Below are 24,547 nucleotides of genomic sequence, written 5' to 3'. Positions count from 1 at the left end.
CTCCTTTGTGGTTATCCTGTCGGAAGCCGGCGATTCCTCTTCGCCGGCCACGATGCCATCAAACCGGATCAACGACGAAATCGCCGCCCCGGGCATGCTTGAGGTGGTTGAGGGCGTAGACCTGGCCCGTCATTTCGAGCGCATCGCGGTAAACCGGATCGTGCCAACCTTCGATATCGATCGAACCGGACCAGCCGGCAAGACGCAGTTCCGAAATGATGTCCGTCCAGTTGCTGTCACCGAAGCCGGGCGTGCGCATGAAGACGAATTTCTCCTTGCCGAAAATGCCGTGTTCCTTGATGACATCCCATCGGATCGTCGCGTCCTTGCCGTGCACGTGGAAGATCTTCTTGGCCCATTTGCGAATCTGCGGCAGCGGCTCGATCAGATAGACCATCTGGTGGCAGGGTTCCCACTCAAGGCCAATGTGATCGTCGGGCGTTTCGTTGAAGATCAGTTCCCAGGCGTCAGGGTTGTGCGCGATGTTCCAGTCACCGGTCGCCCAATTGCCATCCATGGCGCAGTTTTCGAAGGCGATCTTGACGCCCTTGTCGGCCGCTCGCTTGGCAAGCTCGCTCCAGATTTCCTTATACCGCGGCAGGCTCTCTGTCAGCGGCTTGTTGCGAATGCGACCGGTAAAGCCGGCAATGCATGTCGCACCGAAATGGTGCGCATTGTCGATGCAGTCTTTCCAGCCCTGCAGCGTCTGCAGGTCGATGTCGGTCGTCTCAAGCGGATTGCCGAACATGCCGAGCGTCGAGATGGTGATATCGCGCTCACCGATGGCATCGACGCAGCGCTTGCCGAGTTCGGCCAGATCCTGGCCATTCGTTGTCTGCCAGAAGAAGGGCTCAAAGCTCTCGAAACCCATGTCGGCAATCTGACCGATGCGCTTGTCGGCACCGCCCTTGGAGGCGCTGACCATGGTACCTACACGAATAGACTTGGCGGGGTTGCTCACAATGTCTTCCTTATGCTGAAATTTCGATGCGCTTGCCGGTCTTGGCGCTTTCGATCGCGCCGAAAACCATGGCGAGGCTTCTTATATTGTCCGAGCTGGCGGTCTCGGGCCGCTTGCCCGTCTTGATCGCCTCGACGAAGCTTGCGATGACGCTGGCGTGGCCATGCGTCTCTTCTTCATGCGCGGGCTCGGGAACGTTTACGGGCGCAAAGCCATGCAAGAGACCCGGCTCCGTGCCGGCGACGGCCGCATTGAAGGTATCGCCGCCGTCCCAGGTCAACATTCCCTTGGAGCCGACGAGGCGCCATTCGCTTTCCCAGCTGGTGCGCTCGCCTTCGGCACACCAGGAGCCGCGGTAGGTGAAGACGACGTCGTCGGAAAATTCGAAGGTCGCATTGGCGGAGGCGCCATGCTTGTACCAGGAACCGGCCGGATTGCGCTCGACGCAATAGACGGCGAGCGGCTTCTTGTCTGCCACATAGCGGGCGGCGTCGAAGGTATGGATCGCCATGTCGAGCAACAGGACGTTGTCCATTTCCTCGCGGAAACCGCCGAAATGCGGACCGAGGAAGAAGTCGCAATGGATGGCAGTCAGATCGCCGATTGCTCCGCTCTCGACGAAGCGACGCATGCGGCGTACGCCAGAGATGAAGCGGCGGTTCTGAATGATGGCGTGAATTTTGCCGGTTTCGGCGGCGAGATCGATCAGAGCGGCACCTTCGGCAAGCGAAGTTGCCATCGGCTTTTCGCTGAGAACGTGGCAGCCCGCTTTCATCGCCGTGGAGACGACGTTGAAACGTGCCGTCGGAATAACGACGTCGAAGACAATATCGGCGTTCGACTTGGCGATGACGTCGGCCAGATCGCTGCCGATCACGGCGCCCTCAAGACCGAACTCGGCAGCGAGTGCTTCGGCGGCCGTCGGATTGACGTCGACAAGGCCCCTGATTTCAATGGCGGCCGCAAGAGCCGGGGTTTCCTTGATGGCGCGCAACCAGCCTTTGGACATGGCTCCGCACCCGCATAGAACGGCATTCAAAATCACGATTTCCTCCGATGGATCGTTTCCGGCTTTCCTCCCGAAACGCATCCCGTAAACGTTTACGATACTAAGCGGAAACGTTTCCTGGTGTCAATACCGCGCAATCTGGTGCAAAATGCTGCGAAAAACACCTGAGAATGCGGCACCTTAGGAGGGGTGGCGCTGCACTGCAGCGTAAAAAAACTTTCAGAGATTTTCATTGGCAGCTTCGGGTCAGGTTGTCCGCGCCGGCCTTTCTGCGCCAAAAAAAAACGCAGTGCGCCGGCTGGAGCCCGAGAAGGCAAAGCAAACGTTTCATCGTGCGCCCCTGCATCGTTCAACAATCGGTCTCGGTCCGTCGCCAGTCCTCGCTCCATCAATAAGAAGCAAAGCCGCAATGCTGCGCCGAGGCTCCTGTGTCTACTCGTCGAGAGAGAAGGCGTCGCTCTCACCCGGAACAAGCTCAAGGGGCCAGATCGTATTGCGTGCACCCTTTGGGTAGTGCTCTCCATACGCGGGCATTGTCGCAAGCAAGGTTTCGGCAAGTTCGACCCCGAGATCTCGTAGCGACATCCGGAAGCATGTAAGGGAAGGCTGCAGAAACTTACCGCGCGGCTCTTCGCGAAAACCGATGACGGCAAGGTCGCGGCCGGGGACGAGCCCTGCCTCATTGAGGCGACGATAAAGGCCAATCGCCATGAGCTCGTAAATGAGGATGATTGCTGTCGGCTTGCTGTCGAGACGAAGCATTTCATGGCCCGCCTGGTAGCCGCCTTGCTCGCTCGATTTGACGCGGATGACCAGCGAGGGGTCGAACGCAATGCCGTGCCGCTCCAGCGCGTCCCGGTAGGCATCCACAAAGATGTAACCGAGGTTTATGTCGTTGGATGGCGCGGCGATGGCGATCCGGCGATGCCCCTTTGACACCAGGCGATCGACCGCGCGAGCAGCGACACCTTCAAAGTCGAGGTCGATCCAGGTGTGGTTGCCGCCGGATGTACTGCGGCCGAGCGCTACAAACGGGATCTTGGCTTTCACAAGGAGATCGATGCGCTTGTCGACGCGCTGCGTGGCCGAGATGATCATTGCGTCGACGATCCGCCGCGCAACCATCCGCTTCAGATACTCGTGGGGGTCTTCGTCATTCGGGCACGGAAGCATGAGCAGATCGAGCTTGTGACGAGACAGTACGCTCTGGAGACCGCCAGTGACGCCAAGGAAGAAGTTGTCGCTGTTTTCGACCGTCTCCTTGCTGGATTCGATCATCAGGCCAATAACATTCGTAGTGCCCTGGCGCAGACTTCGACCGGACTGGTTGGCCACATAGCCAAGCTCTTCGGCCGCCGCAAGGACACGCTTGCGTGTCTCTTCGTTGACATCGGGCCTGCCGTTAAGCGCACGCGAGACTGTCCCGATCGAGACATCGAGATGCTTGGCGAGTTGGCGAATTCCCTTCATTTGCGGCAATCTTCCTCCCGATTGAACGCTTGTTTCCCTATCTGCCACACTAAAACAGTTCCGCAAAGCACCCTTGCGATCTGGGTGGGCAGGCGGCGGTGCATGTCCGATGACCTAGAGCTCGAAAATACGGGATGTCGCCAATACCGCCACCGCGATAACGGCGCCTGCAGCTGCACCAAGGGATTTGGCCATCGCGTCGGGCAGCCGCGCATGACGTGATGGCGAAAGCATCTGTAGCACTTCGGAAAGACCAGCGCCGATCACGCAAGCGGTTGCAACCAGTGCCTCAGAGCCGGGAAAGCCTGTCACAAAGAAGAACGTCATCGCCGCAAACGCCAGGCTCCTGTCGAGGTTGACGCGAGTGATCGTCGGTGGGCGCAGTTGAATGGGGGAAATTGTGACGAAGAGTATTAAAGCAAGCAGTAGCCATGCGATCGCTTGCGCGATGACAACCATGTCTAAACCATGGGCAATCGGCTCTTGCACTCTGCATATCCTCTTGTCGGCGCGCTTGCAGGACCATGCAGGAGCGGCCGCAAAGTTTCAACCACGCGACCAAGGCGGTCAGGAAACTGGATCGGTGAAGGCTTCCGCATCTCGCAGCGTTGGTGCTGTTGCGTCCTTTTTCGACAGTATCGGGTCCGTTTCGATGGGCCAGTTGATGTTCAGCTGGGGGTCGTTCCACGCAATCGCCCGCTCGTTTTCCGGGGAGTAAAAGTCGGTCGTCTTGTAGAGGAACTGCGCTGATTTGGAGAGAACGAGAAAGCCATGCGCAAAGCCTTCCGGGATCCATACCTGCCGCTTGTTCTCGGCCGACAGTGTTACCCCGACCCAGTTGCCATAGGTCGGCGACAACCTGCGCAAATCAACAGCCACGTCAAACACCTCGCCTTCAATGACCCGTACCAGCTTTCCCTGAGGCTGCTTGACCTGGTAATGAAGTCCTCGAAGCACGTTTCTTGCCGATTTTGAGTGATTGTCCTGCACGAAGTTCACATCACGGCCGATGAGCGCGTTGAATCTGGCCTGATTAAAGCTTTCGAAGAAGAAACCGCGATCGTCGCCAAAGACTGCAGGCTCGATCTGCAGCACTTCGGGGATCGCAAGCGATATCGCCTTCATTGAGCGTGAGCCTCCGCTACCAACCGCATCAGGTATTTGCCGTATCCGCTCTTGGCAAGGGGCGTCGCCAGACGTTCGAGGTGAGCACTGTCAATCCAGCCGTTGCGGAACGCAATTTCTTCCGGGCATGAGACCTTGAGCCCTTGGCGGTGCTCCAGTGTCGAAATGAACTGTCCTGCATCAAGCAGCGAGTCATGGGTTCCTGTGTCGAGCCATGCGTAGCCACGCCCCATGATTTCCACGGTCAGGCTGCCGTCCTCCAGGTAGCGGCTGTTGAGGTCGGTTATCTCAAGCTCACCCCTTGGCGACGGTCGGAGTTCCTTGGCGATATCGACCGCGCGCTCGTCGTAGAAGTAGAGGCCCGTAACGGCGAAGTTCGATTTGGGCCGTTCGGGTTTCTCCTCGATTGAAAGCGCCTTGTTTGCTCTATCGAATTCGACGACGCCGTAGCGCTCCGGATCAAGGACATGATAAGCAAAGACCGTAGCGCCGGCATCACGCGACATGCCATTTCGCAACAGTAGCGGCAGGTCATGTCCGTAGAAGATGTTGTCGCCGAGCACGAGCGCCGATGGCGATCCGGCGAGAAACTCCTCGCCAATGATAAATGCTTGGGCTAGGCCGTCGGGCGACGGTTGAACGGCATAGGAGAAGTTGACGCCCCACTGTTGTCCGCTTCCAAGCAATGCTTCGAAGCGCGGCGTATCCTGCGGTGTCGATATTATGAGAATATCCCGAATGCCGGCAAGCATCAGGGTGCTCAGTGGATAGTAGATCATCGGCTTGTCGAATACCGGCAGAAGCTGCTTGCTGATCGCCAGTGTCGCCGGGTGAAGCCGTGTGCCGGAACCGCCAGCAAGCACAATGCCTTTTCTAGTCACCTCTGCCCCCCCGCTTTCGAAGTTGTTGAAGCATCCTGTCCACGTGGACGGTCCAATCCGGTAGGTCCAGGCCAAGGCCACGGGTAAGCGCATTGCTGTTGAGCAGGGAGTTCCTTGGGCGCATGGCCGGCAGCGGATAGTCTTCCGTTGCAATCGGCTCGATATCCTCGACGTCGGCCATGAGCTGAAAGCCAATACCACGAGCTCGCTTGACGACGTAGCAGGCAAGCTCATGCCAGCTCGTCCGACCTCGTGCCGCAAGATGATAGATACCACCGGCAAGCTCATTGCGGCGATGCGCGGCCACCGCCAGTGCCGTAACGTCCGCGATCAGTTCCGCAGACGTTGGAGCACCAAACTGATCAGCGACGATCCGAAGGTTCTCACGCTCGCGCGCAAGCCGAAGAATGGTGTTGATGAAATTGGTTCCTTCTGCTGAAAAAACCCAGCTGGTGCGCAGCAGGACGAACTTGCAGCCTGAGGCCTCCAACGCCTGCTCGCCCGCTCGCTTTGACCGCCCATAGACATTCAGCGGATTTGCCTCGTCGGTTTCGACATATGGTGTTTGCTTTTTGCCGTCGAACACGTAGTCCGTCGAGTAATGTAGGAGCGTGGCTCCGCGCTCACGAGCGTACTGTGCAATGGTTCCGACGGCGTCAGCGTTGATGCGAAACGCCGCATCGGCAGACGTTTCCGCCCGATCGACTTGTGTCCACGCCGCCGCGTTGACGATCAGATCTGGTGAATGATCTCGCAGCGCTGCGGCAACGGCGTTTGGGGCCTCCATGTCGAAGGCGTCACGCCCCAGCGCAGTAACCGAGCCGAGCGGTAGCAGAGTACGCTGTAGTTCCCGGCCGATCTGGCCGTTCTTGCCGAGGAGAAGAATGTTCATGCGTATTGCTTTGCGATCCAGGTGCGGTAGCTACCCGATGTGACTGCGGTTACCCAATCGGGGTTGTCGAGGTACCAGCGAACCGTTTGCCGGATGCCGCTCTCCAGCGTTTCCGCCGGTCGCCAGCCCAATTCCGCCTCGATCCTTCCAGCGTTGATTGCGTAGCGCCTGTCGTGGCCGGGACGGTCGGCGACGAAGATGATCTGATCCTTGTAGGCACCGCCTTCGGGCTTTGGCGCGAGTTCGTCGAGGACGTCGCACACCATGGTAACGACGTCCAAATTTGTCCGTTCGTTAAAGCCGCCTATATTGTATGTCTGCCCGGGAATACCCGCCTCCAGGACCCGCTGTAGCGCGCGGCAATGATCTTTCACGTAAAGCCAGTCGCGGATCTGCTTGCCGTCGCCATAAAGCGGCAATGGTCGACCCTTGAGAGCGTTGTGGATCACCAGCGGGATAAGCTTTTCGGGAAAATGATATGGGCCATAATTGTTGGAGCAGTTCGTTGTAAGAACCGGGAGCCCGTACGTGTGGTGATAGGCGCGGACCATGTGGTCGCTGGCGGCCTTGCTGGCAGAATAGGGGCTGTTGGGCTGATATTGGGAGCGTTCGTCGAAGGCCGGGTCATCCGCGTTAAGTGAGCCAAACACTTCGTCGGTCGAAACATGAAGGAAACGGAAGCTTTGACGATCCGGCTGCTTGGCAACGTAGGCGAGAGTCGCCTCGAGCAGGCGGAAAGTCCCGACGATGTTCGTTTGGACGAAGTCTTCCGGTCCATGGATAGAGCGGTCAACATGACTTTCAGCAGCAAAATTTACAACGGCCCTTGGCTTGTGCCGTTCGAGCAGGCTCGAAACGAGTGCGCTATCGTTGATGCTCCCGTGCACGAAAATGTGTCTGCTGTCGCCCGCCAGCGAACTGAGGTTCCCAATATTGCCGGCATAGGTCAGCGCGTCGAGGTTCACGACAGATTCGTCGCTATTTGCCAGCCAGTCGAGAATGAAGTTTGAACCGATAAATCCGGCTCCGCCAGTTACCAAGATCATCGTCTAAGCACCTCTCCAACAAACGCAAGAACCAATTAGTGATGGGTACCTAGTAGACATTGCGACGGTCATTGAGCGCCAGCACCGTCAGAAAGACTATTCTGACGTCAAGCCAGAGCGACCAGTTGTTTATATACCAGATGTCGTGGCGAACACGCTCCGCCATCCTGTCGACCGTCGGCGTCTCGCCTCTATATCCGTTCACCTGTGCCCATCCCGTGAGGCCCGGTTTCACGCGCCTGCGTGAGGCGTATTGGGCAATCAGCGCGTCGTAGAAATCGTCATGTACCAGCGCATGAGGGCGAGGTCCGATGACCGACATGTCTCCGCGAAGAACGTTCCAGAACTGCGGCAGTTCGTCGAGACTCGTCGAACGAATGAAGCTGCCAACGCGCGTAACGCGCGGATCGTGGCGGGTTGCCTGGCGGACGTCGGAAGCATCTTCCATGACCGTCATGCTGCGAAACTTCAAAATACGAAATGCGCGACCGCTGTAGCCCTTTCGCGTTTGCGCAAAAAAGACAGGTCCCGGGCTGTCAAACTTGATCGCGATCGCCACCGCAACACAGATCGGGAACATTACGACGAGGGCGCTAATGGAGAATATGATGTCGAAGGCTCTCTTGAGGCTCCGTTCATAAAGATCAAGCGGTGGGCGATGCGCCTGGAACACGCGGCGTTCTCCGACATTGTGCGTGAGGCCTTCGACTATGTCGCCGACCAGTCCGTCGAACATGACGCTGACCGGAACGCAGAATTGGCGCAGAGCAAACAGGCACTTTTCCAGCGACTGCAAATTGCCGTAGTCGCTCCAGGCGACGAGTACCTCGTCAACATCCGCAATACCGTGGTTTGCAAAGACGTCGCTCGTATAGCGCGGCGCCGGATCTGTCGCAGAGAGCCGCATCGTGTGCATTATGGAAAGGCCACTTAGGGCTGCTCTTTCAGCAATAGATTCCGTCGGCATCGCGTTGGGGCAGATCAGGAGCACACGGCGGGTCGGGAAAGCCGCTCGCGCGATGGCCCGGCTGAGGTGCCGGTGCCAGAGCAATCGCAACCCTAGCAGGCTGACAATCGAGAGGAACGCAGTCGTCGTAACTGCGCCGCGAGAAATTGTCGCGCCGATCTTCAGGAAGAAAACGACGGCAAGGAGAAACAGGAAAACGGACGGAAGGAGTGTGCAAATCAACAGAAGCTGGCGTCGGAATGCCAGGATCTCGTCCGGCCGATAAGCATGGGCGCCTCCCATTGCCAGTACGAAGATGGTCGCCACCAGGAGGCCGATGCCGACATACAGCGACAGGTCGCCGAAAGTCCCCAAAGCTGCCTGTGCATAGAGCAGGTAGCCGGCGGCGCTCGCCGCGACAAGAACGATCAGATCGGACGTTGCAGCGATCCAGGTAATGGCAACGTTGTTGAATCCGAACCATTTCCGGTCGCTTTTGACCGAAAGGTACGGGCTCCAGTCCTGTTCAACCGGAATGCTCATAGTGCAGACCCTCAACCCTGCTGTATAGTTAGCATGAGTTAAACGCGTGCAACAATTAACCCGCAGTACGCCTTATTGGGTAACGCCAAAATGTATTTAGGACATGTTCGATTGATTGTCGTAATACTTGAACTCGGCGCGCATATATTGTGATCGTTTGAGCCCGCTTGGAGAGCGATTGCGGTTCTCGGTAGGCATCGAGGGCGCGGCCAAGCGATCCTGGCCATGGTCAAATGTCCAGGGTTGGCACAGCTCGTCGTCACCGATGTCGCCATCGCGCGGCCTCAGTCGAGCCGATGCGGCTCTTCAAGCAGTGGATGACAGGTCGCGCATCGACGTTGCCAGTAGAGCGTTCGGCCAGGGAGTGGTCGAATTTCATAGTGCCTAGCCTCACAGCGAGGAATCGCGAGTAACCTTTGTCGCCCGTAACGTCCGTCTATTGAGTCACATCAAGCTTGTTTATCGCGAACGTATAGTTGTTGCCGGTGCCCGCCCGAGTGACCACCAACTTGCGCGTCTTGGTGATAATCCGCGCAAAGTTTCCATCAGTCGTGATCGACCGAGCGGTAGAAATCGTGGCGTAACTTTCGCCGGGGAACCTCTGCGGACATGCCTTGCCACCGATCGCATACATGCGGGCGCCGCCCGACTCGTACCGTTGCTGGATGGGCCGGCCATTCGGGTCGGCAAGAACCTTGCAGCCGGGTGCGTTTGGTACGGGAAGAAGCTGGTACCATGGGCTGGCGGCTAGAGCGTTTGTTGCTGAAAAAGAGAGCAGCGTGGAGACGACAAGGAATAGCTTCATCATGGTCCAGCTCCTTCGGAGTCAACAAGCTAAGGCTATATTAACTCAGCATAATGGACAAGATTTTTCACGGTATACGAAGAAAAACATAATCGTGATGAGTGATTATCAACTATTCGACATAGTCTTGTGTGAGTAATTCTTTGCAGTGTGACGGATATCAAGAATATCCATTTCATGTTTGTCCGGAATGCAATTTTCCGGTGCCTGTGAAATTCCTCAATGATTCTGAAGAGGTCACAATGGCTTATCAATCTTTGGCGTCTTCTCTTGTTGCTCGCACCTTGGCTTTCTGCGGCTGCGCGGCCTTCGCCAGTGCGAGCCTTGCGGCGACAATCGATGTTTCCCCTTCGCCCAGCGGTACCCGTGCACAGGGCATACAGGCCGCCCTCAACCGCGCCGAACCCGGAGATGTCATCCGCCTGAAACCCGGCGTGTATTACGAAGACTTCAAGACCGTCCGAGATGGCAGGTCGGGCAAGCCGATCGTGATCACCGGTCCTCGTTCGGCGATTATCAAGGGAGGCGGTGCGCCGCGGATCATCGAGATCAACCATGACTACACGGAACTGCGGGGCTTCACCGTCGATGGCAAGTTCGGCGCCGGGAACACCAAGGGCAGTTATCGCGATAAGCTCATTTACGTAATCGGCAAGACGCGCGGAAATGGTGTCACGGGTCTGCGAATATTGAACATGTCGGTCAAAAACGCCGGTGGGGAGTGCATCAGGCTGCGTTATCAGACACGTCAAAACGAAATCGCCTATTCGCAGATCAGCAATTGTGGCCGCTATGACTTCGCCTTCAAGGACGGCGGAAAGAATGGTGAAGGGATCTATATCGGCACGGCTCCCGAACAACGCGGTGCGAATGGTGCTCCGGACAGGTCGGTCGATGCGTCGGATGCCAATCACGTCCATCACAATGTCATCGACACCAAGGGCAACGAGTGCGTCGATATAAAGGAGGGCTCAAGCCGTAACATTATTGAGCACAATCAATGCTCTGGTCAAAAGGACAAGAATTCCGGCGGTTTCGATTCGCGCGGCAACAACAACGTCTTTCGCTACAACACCGTCAGCAATGTGAGAGGTGCGGGGGTCCGCCTCGGTGGTGATGGTGAAAGCGACGGCATCCATAACGACGTCTACGGCAACACGTTTCAGCGGGTCGGCGTCGCGGTCGTTCGCGCAGAGCGCGGCCCGCAGGGCAAGGTTTGCGGCAATACCTCGCAAAACAACTCCGAGGAGAAGGAAAAGAAGAAAGGCAAGGTGCAACTCGAGCCCCTGGTCGGCTGCTGAGTGTCACTTCTCTATTGTAACCTGTTCAGCGCTCTAGTTGGACAGTTGCTGAAGCGCGGCGCGCGCCAGTGCGTAGCCACCCGCTGCCGACTTCTCCAGCCACTCCCGGCCTGCCGAGTCATCTTGTGAGCCGTTGGTCACCTGAAGCATCATCATGCCGAGAAGATATTGAGCCTCGGGATCATTCTGTTTGGCGGCGGCTTCCCGGTAGGCCTGCGCCTTTTCAAGCGAAGCGTCGACGCCGGTGCCATGATAGTAGGCGCTGCCCAGTACCTTTGAGGCAGGAGCATATCCGCTGGCTGCGGCTGACTGGAGGCTGGCAATGATCTGAGTTTTTCGGCTCTTGTCGACATCCGAACGCTCCAGGGCCTTCGACAAATAGTCTATGGCCTCAACGTTGCCGGTCTCCGCCAGGATCTGGAACATCGAAATTGCCTCGTCGACAGCTTCCGGCTTGTCCTTCCTCCACAAGACCTGGCCCATCACCTTGAGCGCATTCGGGTCGGCTTTCCGTCCGGCTGCGCGAATCTCATCCATCGCCTTGTCCTGCACCGGAGTGGGGTAGTCGAGATTGAGTAACTGTTTTGCTGGCCTGCCAGCGTCGAGCGGATTGAGTGCCATCGCCTGCAGCAATAAATCGGAACTGACGTCCACGTCTTCCGGATTCTTGCTCAGCACGATGCGCTTCGCCATCTCCGTATAAAGCTTTGCTCGGCGCGTAGGTTCCAGACGGCTCGCCCATTTCTTTGCTTCCGGAATACTCTTGGCTGTTCCACGGCCTTCAGCAAGAGCAAGTGACGTTGCCTCAATCCCCTTGGCATTTCCGACAACTGCGGCCCATCGGTACCACTTGTAGGCAACAGCATCATTTTGCGGGACATCCTGACCGGCATACTGGATCAATCCATAGGCCGCCACGCAACTCTTGCAGCCGCGCATGGCCTCAGCGGCAAGGGAACGAAGGACTGCTGGCGTTTTATCACCGAATGAGTAGTCGTTCATTAGAACGCCCTTGGCGAGAAGTCGTGTGGCGTCGCGCGATGTTTGCCCTGTGAGCAGAAGTGCGAAACCATAGCTGGGATCACGCACCTTCCGGTCAGGTGTCGTAAGGGCTGCAGTGGCTATTGCCAGGCGCTTGGGTAAGGGAAGCTTCGCCGCGGCGTTGACATCGGGCCAGCCCTTGCTGATCCGCATCTCTTCCCAGTTTGCGTATTTCTCAATGACGGGCCTGGGCGTCGGCTTTACGACCTTTGCGGCTTCGGCGGTCGCGATCGTTGCTGTTGCCATCAGAGCGGTCAGCGATATCAGTAAGATGCTCTTCATGACGCCACTCCCACTTCTCAGTTTGCCAGCTCGGTCGACCTAGTTAGCCAGCGTTGCGCCTCCTCGGCGTCAGCCTTCGTGCCAAAACCGATTTGAAGCGCGATTGCATATTTTTCGAAAGCGCCGCGGTAGCCTGCATGTGCCGCTTTCGCGAGCCATTCGGTGCTCTTGGCGTCGGAATGCTCGAAACCGTGAGTACCGGCGGCATAGAAATCGGAAACATTGAGCATGGCAGCGCCATTTCCGAGTGTTGCCGCCTTCAGGGTCCAGGTCTTTGCTGCTTCAGCGAAGGCAGGGCTGCCCTCGGAGAGCTGTAGGTAGAGTCTCGACAGAAGGGTGGCCACTTGTAGAGAATTCTCAGCTGCGAGATCGCGCAACATTGCGCCCACTCTATCGTCGCCGCTTGTCGGGTCGTCGAGAGTGGTCTGCTGTGACAGGATGCCTGTTGCCAGGCTTTCCAGCGCCCCCTCGTCGCCGAGCCGTGCGCTTCTGAGCAGCCATGTATAGCTGCTCTCCTCGTCCACCGGCATGCCCTCGCCGGTACTATACATCCGGCCGATCTCGCGCATCGCCTCGCGCTTTCCGCCCTCGGCGGCGGCCTTCATCAGCTCGATCGCCTTGGCCTTTTCGGTTGGGCGTTCGTTCAACAGGAAACGTGCAACTTGATATTGTGTGTTCGGATCAACGATTGGCTCTGCAATGAGTTGATCGAAAAGACCGAAATAGTTCTGTCTGAATTGCGGAACGGTACGGACGGCCAGTGCGACCTGAATTTTCTCTTTGTCCGAGCAAAGCGATCGATCCAGAGCGGCCTTCAGAATGGTCGCCTGACGTTCGGCGTCGCTTTCCATTTCCGCTTGCTTGAGCAGTGCGCGAAGATCGCCGGTCGCGTTCGCACGGGCAAGCCAACGCTGCCAATCAGCTCCGTCACCGTCCGCAGCCTGTACTTTCATGTCCACCAGTCGCAGCATCGCAGAGATGCTGCCTTTTGACGCCGCTTCGACGAAAATTGATGTCGCTTTCACCGCATTCGGCTCAAGAGCCGGATCGGGATCCATATACAGCTTGGCCAACTCGAAGAGCAGGTCGGGATTTCCCGTCGATGCTGATCTCTCCAGCATCGCTCTCGCCTTTACGGCGTTGCGGTTCTGAACGGTATCGGGCGACAGCAGCGTACGTGCTTCGGTCAACGTGGCGACTCCAGCGTCCGTCGTGATCGCGCGTTGGCGCCAGGTCGCGGCCGCAGCTGGATCTTCCGCCGTTCCCGATCCATCGCGATAGGCGAGACTAACGCGCATCATGGCCTCGACATCGCCTTGTTCTGCCGCTTGCATGAGTAGGCCAAAGGCTGAAGTGGCGCCCTCTTGGTTGCGGTTTGCAAGGGCCTCATCCGCAAGAGTTAGCAGGCTGGCAGCGTTTCCCGCTGCTGCCGCCTTCTCAAGCCAGCGCTGTGCCTTGGTGCGGTCTTTCTCGACACCCATTCCGCAAGAGTAGAGATATGATAGCTTGCTCATGGCGACGCCGAGGCCATGGTCGGCTGCTGCCTTGAGGTACTCCAATGGATCCCTGTCGAGCTTGATCGACGGTTTGTCGCCGGAGGCGAGGTTGTAGAGCTCGAAGGCGGCGGGAGACGAGCCAAGATCGGCGGCCTTGACGAGCGTCTGCTTGGCGAGCTCGAAATTTGGTGCGCCCGCGCTGCCGCGCGCATAGATTATGCCGAGTCGTTCCAGCGTCTGGAGGCCAACGTCGGGCAATACGGCTGCCTTCTGCAGGCTTTGTAGTTCGAGGCTCGGATCCACTCCAGCGCCGTAAGCGCCGCGATAGTAGGCCGCCCTGATCTCATAAGCGCGGGCGTTGTTGCGCTCTGCTTCCTGGCTGAGCAATTTGAGCGCTTCGTTCTTGCCGTTTCCCTGTGGCGAAGCTGAAAGCAGGAGATCGGCCAGGGTCAAACGGCTTGCCGAGTGTCCGAGCGCTGAGGCCTGCCGCAGCAGCTCGATCGCCTGCTGCTGCTTGGTGGCGATGCTGCCGTCCTGCAGGTATCGGCGCGCGAGCGCCGACATGGCGCGGACATCGCCAAGTTTCACGGCCGCTTGCAACCACTGCGCAGAGGCTTGCTGATCGTCCAGGCCAAGGTCGGCATCAATCAGGATATCAGCGAAGCCGGTCAACACGGTGCAATCGCCTGCACCAAGCCGTTCCGACATCTTCGAGATCGCGCGGTTCAGGTAGAGACGGCTCTCGTCGGCCGTAGCGGCAAGTTGAGGGTTGCGGTGGTACAGGCGGGCAAGCTCCAACTCGGCGCTCGGGTCGCCTGCGTTTGCCGCTGCCATGAGATACGTCTGCGCCCTGTTGTCGTCCACCGGCACTACTTTGCCTTCGCGATAGAGCCTACCGAGAAAGGTACCCGCTTCAATCGTCCCACGTTTGATCGCTTCAGTCTCGACCCGGACGATTTCGTCAGCGTGAAGGGACGCGTCGTCATCGTCGGCGAGAATGCGCCCATAGAGATGCAGCGCGCGGCCCGCGCCGGCAAAAGGAACCTGGCTCAGATAGAGGGCGATGCGCTGCGCGGTAGCAGGACTTCTCTGATAACGGCTGTAGGGGTTGAAGAGCGTCTGCGCATCCCGCAGCATGTCGTCAGGCGACAGATTGCTCGGACTTTTTCCGTCCCACCGGCTCCAATTGCGCGGCGCGGGAATTGCGGGCGGTGCGATGCAAATTTTGGAATAGTCAAAATCCGGACTCAGCGGGATCAACGCGGGCGTAGCGGCGATGGCGTTTGAGGCACAAAAAGCCGCGGAGGCGATTGTCGTGACGAGCACGGCTTTCCGCAAGCCCGAAATTGGGCGGATGACGCTTGCACTCCAGCTCTTGGTTCCGTTCGACATCTTAACGCTACCTCATTGCTTCCGACCACCGCCGCCATTCTCGTCTTGGGTCGATCTCAATCTGTCCAGCATGCGTTGCCGTGCTCGTGCGATGATCTCGCTTCTCACCAGCACGACCCAGTTGGAACTCCGGTCCAATCCGGAATCGCCTCGGGCGGGCATGATCAGTGCGGTGCAGGCGAGGACGCGTGGACCGCCCGCTCGGCCCTCCTCCAGGCTCACGCCCCCCAACGCTCTGCGCGGTATTCGCTTGCGAAATGTGACGCTGCGCTGGCGTTCACTCTTCCACACCATTGTCCTCGCCCCCTTGCAGCGATGCGGAAGACGCGTCTCCCGCATCCATTTTCTTGAGTTTTTTGGCCGCTTGCACATGCTGGAGGGCGCGCGCGCTCTGCAGCCATTTGATAGCTTCTGTTTTGCTGCTGTCCGTATTCTCGGCTTCCAGATCCAGGGCAAGATGGAACATCGCTGTAGCGCTGCCGGCGTTTGCTGCTCGCAGTTTCCATTCGCGTTCTTTCTTCGGATTCTTGTCGACGCCGATGCCGAATTTGTAGACCTCGGCCAGTCTGTACATCGCATCGGGTGCATCCCAGCCGGTGCTTGCCGATGCCCTCTCCAGCCAGAGGATACCTGCCTCGGGATCGCGCTGGGTGCCGAAGCCGGAGAGAAGGGCCACACCTGCGCCGATCATGGCGGTTACATGCCCTTCCTTGGCGCCGCGCATGTTAAGTCTGAAATTCTGCGAGGCATCGACCGCCGGTCCGATAGCGGAACCATATGTATCTGCGAGGTCGCTCCAGGCAAAGGCGAAGCCGTGTTCGGCCGCAGAATGCAAGAGCTGAACAGCCTTGCCTTCGTCTCTCTTGACGCCGCTGCCCCACATATAGGCGAGGCCTAGGTCACGCGTCGCCATGCGGCTACCCGCGTCAGAGGAGATCTTCAAATACGAAGCCGCGGTCGAGAGATTGCGTTCGACGCCGTTGCCCTCCCTGTAGGCGCGCGCCATCCGCATGTTAGCGGTCTCGTCGTCCGGGTGAAGCGCGATCACCGCGCGGTAATAGCCAACCGCTTTTTCGCCGTCGCCCTTGACGTACTTGCCATCCATGTAGAGATCGCCGAGCTTCAGGAGGGCATCGACATCGCCCTTTTGGGAGGCCTGTTCCAGCAGTTCCAGACCGGCCGGGACATCCGTTGTGTCACCTTTCCCTTCGATGTAGACATTGGAGAGGGCGACCGCGGCGCCCGGGATTTTGGCGCTCGCGAGCTCGCGCAGCATGGAGGCGCCCTCGAGGTTAAGGCGGATATCCGCTGGCATCAGCATGGCGCTCGCCAGATGCACCTTTTCGCGCGGCACATCGCTTACCGTCTTCAGCGCAACGCGTAGCCATTCCGCCCCGACATTCGGGTCCTGGGCCCGCTCGGACACATATTCGTAGAGCTGGACGGCGGCAGAACTGTTGTTCCTTCGGGCGGCAGCGGTCAGCCGGTCGATTGCTTCGTCCAGTTTCCCGTTTTCCTTGAGGAAGCGCGCCATCTCGACAGGCGCCTCGCGGTTCCCCGCGGCTATCGCGTCGGCGAAGGCTTTATGTGCGTCGCGAAACGCGCTCTCTCCTCCGCGCGAAAGATAAAGGTTTGCTAACCTGACCAGAGCATCCGTTGCACCGTGCGAGATTGCCTTCTTGTAGAGCGACACGGCCTTGTCGAAATCCTGCGCAACGATCTCGCCCTTGGCATAGGCCTCCGCCTCCTTCAGCATGGCGCTTTCACTGCCAGCCCGCGACGCCCGCTCGATATAGGGAAAGGCCTTCATTCGCTTGCTGCCGTCGGGGGACGACAGATAGACGTCTGCCAGACGATTGAGCACCTCGACCGATTCCGCCGCAGCGAGGGCACTGCGATAGAGCTCGATGGCTTTCGTCTCGTCCCTCTCGCCTACGACGCCCTTGGCATACATGTCGCCGAGCAGCAGCTGGCCAGTGACGCTTCCCTTTGCTGCCAACCCGCCAAGCTTTTCGCGGGCGAGCGTGACATTTTCTTCGCTTCTGAGAGATGGGGCGTCGATGATCAGATGCGCGAATCTGGTCAGTGCGGCATTCGAGCCGTTCTTAATTCCCAGGCGAAAGATATCTACGGCACGTGTCTGATCGATTACGACACCGGCGCCGTCCCGGAAGCTTTCGCCAATTCGTACCAGATCATCGAGGTCGGCCACATCGCCCGCCATGGTTGCCTTGTAGAGCATGTCTGACGACTGCCTGCGCTGCTCGGCCGTCTCTTGCAGGGCTTGGGTGTAATAGAGAACTGCCGTCGCATCCTTGGAGTCGATCAGCTTGGCAATCCACATGTCGTACACTTGAGGGGGGACTTTCAGAGGACCGGCCTCTGCAAAGTCGCGCACCAGTTCCTGTGCGGCCTCGATCGATCCACTGCGCGCGGCGATCTGGTATTGCTCGACAGCGGCTGCGGGATCAAAGAAAGGCTTGTCCGGATCGCCCAGCAAGCGTGCCACCCAGACAACAGCTGTTGTCTGCCCAAGCTGCGCCGCCTTTTGATACCAGGCCAACGCCTCTTTCTGATCCTCGGACTTGTCCGATTGCTTTCGATAGTATCCGCCGAGATCGAAGGCGGCGCCTCCGTCGCCGCGCGCAACGCGCTGGCGTAAGAGGTTTAGACCAAAACTGGTCATGGCAGCGGCTTGCTGCGGTGTTGCACTGGGCAGCTTCGCGAGCTCGAATGCCGCAGCACCGTCGCCCAGGCGAAGCGCCAGATTGAGATTGTCGAGAGCTTCTTTCTCCCGATTGGGAAGCGAGGCCAGCTTCTGTCCGCGGATATATGCGGCCTCGGCATTCCCTACCTTGATGACATCGTCAAGCAGTACCAGCGCGCGATCGAGGTCAACCGGTCCTCCCTCCCCCGAAAGCATCATCTTCGCCAGCAACAGCTTCGCCTCTGCCTGTCCGGCGCCGGGAAACGTCACGACAGCTTCAAGAGCCTGCCGCGCTTTGGGGAAGTTTGGAACTTTCAATGGATTGTCGCCCGAGACAGCCGTTCCTGCGCGCAACTGCTTGGCAACCTTTAAAAGCTCATCACCATCCTTCAATTGGATCAGCAGGTCGACTTGCTCTGCAGGCTTTGCCTTGGATTGGGCATTTGCCGAAATCGCCGTCGACAAGACCAGGCAACTAACTGCAAGCAGAACGGAGAGCTTCTTCTGACGCCGCGTCATCCCTGCCTCCAGAAGCAGGTGGCATTCCCGCCTGCGAATTCGTCGATCAAAGGACGCTCATTTCCCGCTTCGCGCTCCAAAAGGGCGCCCGCGCGTCGCTGAATGAAATTCGGTGGTTGATGAACAGCGAGCGCCTCGAGGAATGCGAGGTAGTGCCGTCCATTGCCGCGATTTTCCAGGAAGCCGAAATCCGGCTTCATGAAATCCTGCTCCGGTCCGGGAATATAGTTCTGCGCGGAATAAGCCTTGACCAGGATTGGATTGGTCATCCCATTCATCCAGAAGGACAGGATCGTCCACATGGATTTTTTCATTCCGTCTTCATCTGCGGTGGCGTCGAAGAGGTCATCCTGGCTACCGGCGGCAACTTCGGCCATGACGGTCATGCTCGTCAGTGATTGGCGCATATACCAAAGCGCACGTGCGCCGCGGCGGGTTTCGAGCGGTAAACTGCCATCGGCGCGCGCGTCATCGAGGATGATGCGGAAGCGGTCGAGCCCCTTCTGATACAGGTCCTGATTGCCCGTCAGGCTGCCCCATGTCATCAAAACGCTGTCAGCGAGGTATCGATGATTGTTGTAGTCGACACTTCCTTCGAACATTTGATCGGCCCGCCGGACCAATGGATCCATCCAGGCGATCAGCTTCTGCGCTTCTTCGTCGCTTAGCCCATCGCGAATGATCGAATAACCCACAACAGTCGGCAACATGACACGCTTTAGGGCGTAATAAGCGTCATGCGCCTTCTCGGTTTGCGAAAAGGCAGCAGCGTCTGCCCACTTCAGCAAGAACGCCTTGAGCATCTCTTCGGAGCGCTTGTCGCCGGCAAGAGCGCGGCCCGAGAGAACCATGACGGCCCAGGCATACTGATTGGCGGACCCATCGGTGCCGTATCCTTCTGTTGTCGTCAGACCCTTGATGACGTCGATGTTTAGCCATTTGGCGTCGGCATTCACCGCAAGGCATGCCTTTCGTGCATCAGACGCCGGATTCTGTTCGAGGAATGCCTTGCGCTCCCTCACGTCAAACAGTCCCTGGTAACCGCCACTTGCAGCTTGAGCCACCGGCCCATGCGGTAAGCTCGGCCCAGCCGCTACGCCAAGTACGGTTGCCAAAAGGACGACACCACCGCGAACTGTGAGGAAAGAGTGAGGCGCGTTTTTCAACTGCTGTCTCCTTTTCCATGGAAACCCTCAAACTGCACCGACCCTCGAGCGTCGGTGCAATTGCCGGCCGTATTGCTGTCAAAGAACAATGCGTCGCTGCCTCCAATAAAACCCGCTTCCCTGAAGGCGCATTCATAATTTGCCGGACGTTGTGGACGGCATGTGGATGCGATGACCACGTCCTTGTTCCCGTTGAAGCGTAGCACGTGACCCTCGAAGGGACGCGTATCGCCGTCGAGGAGACGACCCTCCTGGTTTCGGAACTCGTTCTTGGCCAATGTCAGGCCGGAAACGCCGGCAGCTTTTATGCCCTTGCCGTTTGCGGAAATCAGATTGCTCGACGCCGAGAAGGTGGTCAGCGGCACATAAGGGTCCATCAATAGGTCGCGCTTATATTCGCCGTCTGCCAACGACAGGTCGCTGATATATCCGCTGATTGCCTCGAGCTTGTTGCCGACAATTGCATTGTCGTGGACGGCGATATCCCAACTGTTGCGAACGCGCACGCCGGAGCGGCCGTTCTCGATGAAGGCGTTGGCGACGGCAAGATTGCAGCTGCTTTCGAAGAAGGTAAGACCGTCCTGATCGTTCTCGAAGGAGAGGTTGCCGTAGACAAGATTGTCGACGCTGTCGCGGTCGAGCATCAGGCCGGAACCCTTGTTGTGAAACACCACGTTCCCGACCTTCCAGCTGGCGTCGACGCCACGGGAGATGATGATGCCGTGCTTTACCATGGTGTCATGCGCGGTATTGAGCGCAATCAGCAGCCGGTGCGAGCGGTCGTGCGGATCAACGCCATAGAGGACGTTGTCTGCGAACTCGTTGCCGATAAGCGAGATGTCGTCGGCTTCGTAGGAATAAAAGCCGTATTCGAAGTTGTGGAAATAGTTCTCCACGACGATACCTGTTGGATTTCGCAATTGTTCGCGCACTTTGACGATGGTCTTGGGACCAGCTGAAAACGTCAGGCCAAACGATTTGGACGCGGCATAGCCAAGCGAGTCCAGCACCGACCCGCCGATGAACATCTCTGAGTTGCTCCAACCGACAATGAAAGGTCTGAAAATCCCACGCGTCTCCTTGGTCGAACTGCGTGGCTTGCGTAACGCCTCATCCCACGATGTGACGGTCGTGTCTTGAATGTAGAGCTTGCCGCCGACCGCAAGGAACGCACCGGCGGTGGCGGACAGTCGGTATGTGGAAGCCTCCTGGCCCGACAGGATCAGACTTGCCCCTTCTCCGACAAGCAACGGCGCGCGAAGTGTGACAGTGTCGCCGTCTCGTTCGACGAGCGGTTCGCCAGCCGTACTGTCAAGCTGCATCGCAAGGCTGCCGAGGGTATAGACACCGCTCTGGATGACGATGATCCTTGGATAGAGAAGCCCTTGTGCACGCGCGGCATGCGACAGACCGGTAAAACCCCCTGCCAGGTCCTCCATGAATTTGCTTTCATAGGGGCTGAGGTTTCCAAGCGTTATCGAGACCCGTCCCGGGGCCGGCAAGGGCAGCATCGAGCGGGTGGTCGCGGCTGACTTGCTTATATCGGGGTACCCGTACCTGGCGAGCGAACCCGGCATTTCGGATGTTGTGCTGAGCGACATCCGGCCATCGCTGAAGATCGCCGTCGCGGCCCTAGCCTCGTCTCTGGTTGCAGGTTCCAAGGAGGCCTTTTCCCGCCAATTCCTGTACTCAGATGGTTCGCCCTTTCCCATTCCCCAGCCGACGCGGTCAAGATGACGCAACTGTACTTCCGCAATGGCGCGAAACGTGCGCACCCGAAGCATCGGATCGTGAATGCTCTTGGCAGCAAGGATGGCCGTCTTGACATAAGCGGGATCATTTGCGGTCGCGATGATGACTTCTGCTTTTAGATCTTCATCACTGGCGGCCGGCCGGCTGTCGAGGTATGCAGTAGCGGTTTTAGTGTCACCCGAGAGCGCCGCCCGGCTTGCGATGCGCCCGGCTGCCTTCGCCTTCAGCTTCTCGTCGGCGATCTTGCTGACGAGCTGCTTTGCAAGATCAATCTGATTGGACTTCGACAAATAGTCGATGATGTCAAAGTACAATTCGTCGCGCTGCTCTGCTTTGCCTATACCGCCGGCATAGGCGATGGCCTGGCCGACAACGTCGCTCGCCTTTTCCGCGTCACCCTTTCCGGATATCTCCTTGGCAAGCCGCAGGAGCGATTCAACACGGTACTCCGGTTCCTTGATGGTGATCGCAAGGCCTAGTGCGTCATCGACGCTTCCGTTGCGCGCCCGGACGCGGACAATTTCAGACTGCACCCGGCCCTTGTCTTCGTCATTTGTTATCTCGTCGGCGATCTTCGTTGCGGCATCTAGATCACCTTCCCTCGCCTTGGCACGCCCAATGCCGGAAAGCGCCTGCTCCCGGTCCTTGGGGATGGGGATCTTGGCAAGAAGTGCCTCGGCCTTCTTCAAATCGTCGCTGTCTGCAAAGGCTTTGGCCAGGTTGCCGAGTGCATTGGACGCGCCTCGAATATCCGTCAGCTGGTCTGCAAAGAACTGTGCGTCATCAAAACGCTTCAGGTCTGTCGCACCGGCAATGGCCGCGATCAGAGCCGCTTCCTTCTCGTCTCCGCTTAGTGCTTTGACGATCTCTGTACCTTGGTCATACTGCTGCGTGGCCATCTTGACCAAGCCGCGATCGCTAAGCTCGGAGGCAAGGGTGAAGTCGATTTCCGCAAGCCCAGGCCCGCGTTCCATGACGTCGGTCATAGCCGTCGCATCGATCAAGCGGTCGGCATCGATCCGGTTCTTGACGATACGGACGATCAGATCTTCCTGATCACTGCGATCGGCGAGGCTCGTGGCTAATACCGGGAACAGATTGACGGTATTGTTTTTGAGTGCTGCGTCCAGGACGTCATTGACAGCGTCTGCGCGGTGGTCTGAGGATTCCGGATCAACCGCAAGTGCAAACAAGAGAGCTTGCTCAATTCTGCCCGCCTTGAGTTCGGCTTTGATTGCCGCCGAAATGTCGTCGAACTTGGCGTCCTTGATTTCCTTTTTTCCAAGTTTCTTTTCGCCAAGCAGTCTGAGAGCGATATCGTACCGGGCAAAACCCCGCATGCGCGCTGGCCACATACCGCCGACCGCCTTGTTGACGATATTCGATGTCAGCTTCGGCTCCACATAGGCGCCAACCTGTGCGATGTTGTTCAACGCCGCGTTCTTCTCGTCCGCCGAAGCGAGCTTCGTGCTAACGTCGATCGCTCTCTCCAGCAGGCTCAAGGCGGCATCGTGGTCGCTTGCGATTTGGCGCGCATAGTCTGACAGCGCCGAAACCTTGAGTTGTGGCGCCGACAGGGTGTCGATAAGGTCGTCGATCCGCAGCCTGGTTGCGACGCGTGCGTCGGGATCGCCGACTTTGTCTGTCAGACTTCCAAGCATGGCGCTTAGCGTGCCTGTGGTAACGACGTCGCTGGTGATACCGTTCGCCTCCAGGTCCGCAATGCTCATCTTGGCAGCCTCATCACCACCCTCAGCAGTCACCGCCAGCGCGGCCAGCTGATCGCGAGCGCGGTCATAGGCCTTGATCCGTTCGGCGGGCGTCTTGGCCTTGTCTGCATCAAGAACGGACTGCCGGATTTTCTCGACGACCTGCTGAATAACATCCGACGTTTCCGACGTCTGAGCAAAGGCCGGATAGGTCCCGCTTGCACAGAAGACGACGGCCATCGTCAGAACCGAGGCGGCCAATCCAGCGAGGTACCGTTTTGTGCATGTCATACGCATCAACTCCCTCGTCATCGCTAGGTGTCGAACTCGCTTGTTGCAATTCCTCCGCGGGCACGCGGCTGCCACAGAGCTCCTATCCCTTGGTCTCGGCCGGCGGTTGGCCCCCCGTCGAACTCGTGCTGGCGGGAACCCTCGGCATGTCTGGCAAGGACGAAGTTGCCCAAGGTGGTTGCACGAACCGTACGCTCACGGGTGTCCCAACGATGGAGGTGAGATCCTGATCGCCGACATCGATGTTGATCGGGATCTTGTTTCCTAGTGCCAGTTCTGTGCTCGTAAGTTTTGGCAGGTCCCGGATAGACGCATTCGAAATGCTCTGGCCATGCGGAAGGTCGATTAGAACGCGAACGCCCTCATAAAGGCGCTGTGCTTGCGAATAGTCGACCATCGCCACGACGTGCGGTTTGGCATTCTGCATGCTCAAAGAAAGGAGCCGCTCTCCGGCCCGAACCTGGCTATCCAACCCCACCTGGACATCTTGAACGATGCAGTCGCAGCGCGCGAGCACTGTGACGCTTTTGTTGTTGGCGGTAGGCAGGATCGTCGCTACGGGATCGCCGGTCTTCACAGCGCCTTGTGTGACAATATTTGTGACGATGCCGTCCGACGGCGCGATCACAGCTGCGGCATCGATCGTCACAAGGGCCTGGTCGGCCTGGAAGGTCCAGAGCTTCTGGTAGAGCGCTCCCCACAGAAAAGCCAGTACCCCGAGCCCGAGGATCGATACTGCGCCGATCCGCAAAAATCGCTTGGCCAATGCCCTGCGACGCTCAGTGAGGGATTGTTTGGCGGTGAGGGAATCCTTCTTGCGACCGCGCGCATCGATCGCCCGACTGGACAGGTCGAGAACGTCGTCGAGGGCGACGACTTCTCCTGTTAGGTGAGCGTCGCGCACGTAGCGCAGAAAGCGGAGGTTTTCCTCCGTTAGCGACATGTATTGGAAACCGGTACGCCCCTTCACCGGGTCGCAATAGCGAACCTGAGCGTCTACCCTCAGGGTAAAGACGAAGCCGTCGAAAGGGAACTCGAGGTCGACCGGAAATGTCTTGAACTCGGGCAGCACGGTCTTCCCGGTTGCAACCCCCACGCCACCGATCGACCAATCAAGGCAGTTGTAGCGGTATCCGTCAATGACGCACTTCAAGGGGAGCTTGTAGCGTGCATGCTGACGTTGCACGTCCGCTTCGAATTTTACGACGTTCAT

Annotated in this window: 17 protein-coding genes; 1 reads left to right on the top strand and 16 read right to left on the bottom strand. The window is 58.3% G+C overall.

Features of this window, described 5'->3' with window-relative positions; all coding sequences use genetic code 11:
* Nucleotides 1–58: 58 nt before the first annotated feature.
* The 10 genes from JNB88_RS06285 to JNB88_RS06240 form a co-directional block, all read right to left on the bottom strand.
* Nucleotides 59–961, bottom strand: a complete 903-nt coding sequence (locus tag JNB88_RS06285; RefSeq protein ID WP_220354722.1) for a sugar phosphate isomerase/epimerase family protein — start codon at nt 959–961, stop codon at nt 59–61.
* A gap of 10 nt (nt 962–971) precedes the next feature.
* Complete coding sequence (locus JNB88_RS06280; RefSeq protein WP_222857954.1) at nt 972–2,051, bottom strand: Gfo/Idh/MocA family protein; 1,080 nt, start codon at nt 2,049–2,051, stop codon at nt 972–974.
* Between the two features lie 351 nt (nt 2,052–2,402).
* The gene (locus JNB88_RS06275) at nt 2,403–3,440 is read right to left on the bottom strand and encodes a LacI family DNA-binding transcriptional regulator (RefSeq protein ID WP_220354720.1); all 1,038 of its coding nucleotides are present in this window, start codon (nt 3,438–3,440) and stop codon (nt 2,403–2,405) included.
* 114 nt (nt 3,441–3,554) lie between these two features.
* The gene (locus JNB88_RS06270; RefSeq protein WP_338110962.1) at nt 3,555–3,929 is read right to left on the bottom strand and encodes a VanZ family protein; all 375 of its coding nucleotides are present in this window, start codon (nt 3,927–3,929) and stop codon (nt 3,555–3,557) included.
* 78 nt (nt 3,930–4,007) lie between these two features.
* A complete protein-coding gene (gene rfbC, locus JNB88_RS06265; RefSeq protein WP_220354719.1) occupies nt 4,008–4,565 on the bottom strand; it encodes a dTDP-4-dehydrorhamnose 3,5-epimerase in 558 nt (185 codons plus the stop codon).
* On the bottom strand, nt 4,562–5,446 hold the full coding sequence (gene rfbA / locus JNB88_RS06260; protein WP_220354718.1) for a glucose-1-phosphate thymidylyltransferase RfbA: 885 nt from the start codon (nt 5,444–5,446) through the stop codon (nt 4,562–4,564). Before rfbA ends, rfbC begins: the two co-directional genes overlap by 4 nt.
* The gene (rfbD, locus tag JNB88_RS06255; RefSeq protein ID WP_220354717.1) at nt 5,439–6,338 is read right to left on the bottom strand and encodes a dTDP-4-dehydrorhamnose reductase; all 900 of its coding nucleotides are present in this window, start codon (nt 6,336–6,338) and stop codon (nt 5,439–5,441) included. Before rfbD ends, rfbA begins: the two co-directional genes overlap by 8 nt.
* Entirely contained in the window at nt 6,335–7,384 is a 1,050-nt protein-coding gene (gene rfbB / locus JNB88_RS06250; RefSeq protein ID WP_037134279.1) for a dTDP-glucose 4,6-dehydratase, read from the bottom strand. Before rfbB ends, rfbD begins: the two co-directional genes overlap by 4 nt.
* 49 nt (nt 7,385–7,433) lie before the next feature.
* Complete coding sequence (locus JNB88_RS06245; RefSeq protein ID WP_220354716.1) at nt 7,434–8,873, bottom strand: exopolysaccharide biosynthesis polyprenyl glycosylphosphotransferase; 1,440 nt, start codon at nt 8,871–8,873, stop codon at nt 7,434–7,436.
* A gap of 436 nt (nt 8,874–9,309) precedes the next feature.
* On the bottom strand, nt 9,310–9,681 hold the full coding sequence (locus JNB88_RS06240; protein WP_220354715.1) for a hypothetical protein: 372 nt from the start codon (nt 9,679–9,681) through the stop codon (nt 9,310–9,312).
* 239 nt (nt 9,682–9,920) lie between these two features.
* Here JNB88_RS06240 and JNB88_RS06235 point away from each other — a divergent pair, with 239 nt between their 5' ends.
* The gene (locus JNB88_RS06235) at nt 9,921–10,979 is read left to right on the top strand and encodes a right-handed parallel beta-helix repeat-containing protein (protein WP_223217095.1); all 1,059 of its coding nucleotides are present in this window, start codon (nt 9,921–9,923) and stop codon (nt 10,977–10,979) included.
* A 33-nt stretch (nt 10,980–11,012) separates the two neighbouring features.
* Here the strand turns inward: JNB88_RS06235 and JNB88_RS06230 are convergent, their stop codons facing one another.
* The 6 genes from JNB88_RS06230 to JNB88_RS06205 all read right to left on the bottom strand — a co-directional run bounded on the left by JNB88_RS06230 (nt 11,013) and on the right by JNB88_RS06205 (nt 24,547).
* On the bottom strand, nt 11,013–12,302 hold the full coding sequence (locus JNB88_RS06230; RefSeq protein ID WP_220354714.1) for a tetratricopeptide repeat protein: 1,290 nt from the start codon (nt 12,300–12,302) through the stop codon (nt 11,013–11,015).
* A gap of 17 nt (nt 12,303–12,319) precedes the next feature.
* Nucleotides 12,320–15,190, bottom strand: a complete 2,871-nt coding sequence (locus tag JNB88_RS06225) for a tetratricopeptide repeat protein (RefSeq protein ID WP_220354713.1) — start codon at nt 15,188–15,190, stop codon at nt 12,320–12,322.
* A gap of 277 nt (nt 15,191–15,467) precedes the next feature.
* Nucleotides 15,468–18,416: a tetratricopeptide repeat protein gene (locus tag JNB88_RS06220; protein ID WP_220354712.1), complete on the bottom strand. Its 2,949-nt coding sequence runs from the start codon at nt 18,414–18,416 to the stop codon at nt 15,468–15,470.
* The gene (locus tag JNB88_RS06215; protein WP_220354711.1) at nt 18,413–19,582 is read right to left on the bottom strand and encodes an alginate lyase family protein; all 1,170 of its coding nucleotides are present in this window, start codon (nt 19,580–19,582) and stop codon (nt 18,413–18,415) included. Before JNB88_RS06215 ends, JNB88_RS06220 begins: the two co-directional genes overlap by 4 nt.
* Nucleotides 19,579–23,334 (bottom strand): NosD domain-containing protein, encoded by a 3,756-nt coding sequence (locus tag JNB88_RS06210; RefSeq protein WP_223217094.1) that lies wholly within the window; start codon nt 23,332–23,334, stop codon nt 19,579–19,581. The genes JNB88_RS06215 and JNB88_RS06210 overlap by 4 nt, the downstream gene beginning before the upstream one ends.
* A gap of 82 nt (nt 23,335–23,416) precedes the next feature.
* A complete protein-coding gene (locus tag JNB88_RS06205; protein WP_037134290.1) occupies nt 23,417–24,547 on the bottom strand; it encodes an alginate biosynthesis protein Alg44 in 1,131 nt (376 codons plus the stop codon).

Source organism: Rhizobium cauense, assembly GCF_019511525.1.
Lineage (GTDB): Bacteria > Pseudomonadota > Alphaproteobacteria > Rhizobiales > Rhizobiaceae > Rhizobium > Rhizobium cauense.
Note: the sequence above shows the minus strand (reverse complement) of the source record. Positions and strands in the feature narration are given on the sequence as shown.

What these genes read in the sequence shown, in the direction of transcription:
- JNB88_RS06280 (WP_222857954.1), bottom strand. Translation starts at nt 2,051, where the DNA reads ATGCGTTTCGGGAGGAAAGCCGGAAACGATCCATCGGAGGAAATCGTG.
- JNB88_RS06275 (WP_220354720.1), bottom strand. Translation starts at nt 3,440, where the DNA reads ATGAAGGGAATTCGCCAACTCGCCAAGCATCTCGATGTCTCGATCGGG.
- rfbC (WP_220354719.1), bottom strand. Translation starts at nt 4,565, where the DNA reads ATGAAGGCGATATCGCTTGCGATCCCCGAAGTGCTGCAGATCGAGCCT.
- rfbD (WP_220354717.1), bottom strand. Translation starts at nt 6,338, where the DNA reads ATGAACATTCTTCTCCTCGGCAAGAACGGCCAGATCGGCCGGGAACTA.
- rfbB (WP_037134279.1), bottom strand. Translation starts at nt 7,384, where the DNA reads ATGATCTTGGTAACTGGCGGAGCCGGATTTATCGGTTCAAACTTCATT.
- JNB88_RS06245 (WP_220354716.1), bottom strand. Translation starts at nt 8,873, where the DNA reads ATGAGCATTCCGGTTGAACAGGACTGGAGCCCGTACCTTTCGGTCAAA.
- JNB88_RS06240 (WP_220354715.1), bottom strand. Translation starts at nt 9,681, where the DNA reads ATGATGAAGCTATTCCTTGTCGTCTCCACGCTGCTCTCTTTTTCAGCA.
- JNB88_RS06235 (WP_223217095.1), top strand. Translation starts at nt 9,921, where the DNA reads ATGGCTTATCAATCTTTGGCGTCTTCTCTTGTTGCTCGCACCTTGGCT.
- JNB88_RS06230 (WP_220354714.1), bottom strand. Translation starts at nt 12,302, where the DNA reads ATGAAGAGCATCTTACTGATATCGCTGACCGCTCTGATGGCAACAGCA.
- JNB88_RS06225 (WP_220354713.1), bottom strand. Translation starts at nt 15,190, where the DNA reads ATGTCGAACGGAACCAAGAGCTGGAGTGCAAGCGTCATCCGCCCAATT.
- JNB88_RS06220 (WP_220354712.1), bottom strand. Translation starts at nt 18,416, where the DNA reads ATGACGCGGCGTCAGAAGAAGCTCTCCGTTCTGCTTGCAGTTAGTTGC.
- JNB88_RS06210 (WP_223217094.1), bottom strand. Translation starts at nt 23,334, where the DNA reads ATGACATGCACAAAACGGTACCTCGCTGGATTGGCCGCCTCGGTTCTG.
- JNB88_RS06205 (WP_037134290.1), bottom strand. Translation starts at nt 24,547, where the DNA reads ATGAACGTCGTAAAATTCGAAGCGGACGTGCAACGTCAGCATGCACGC.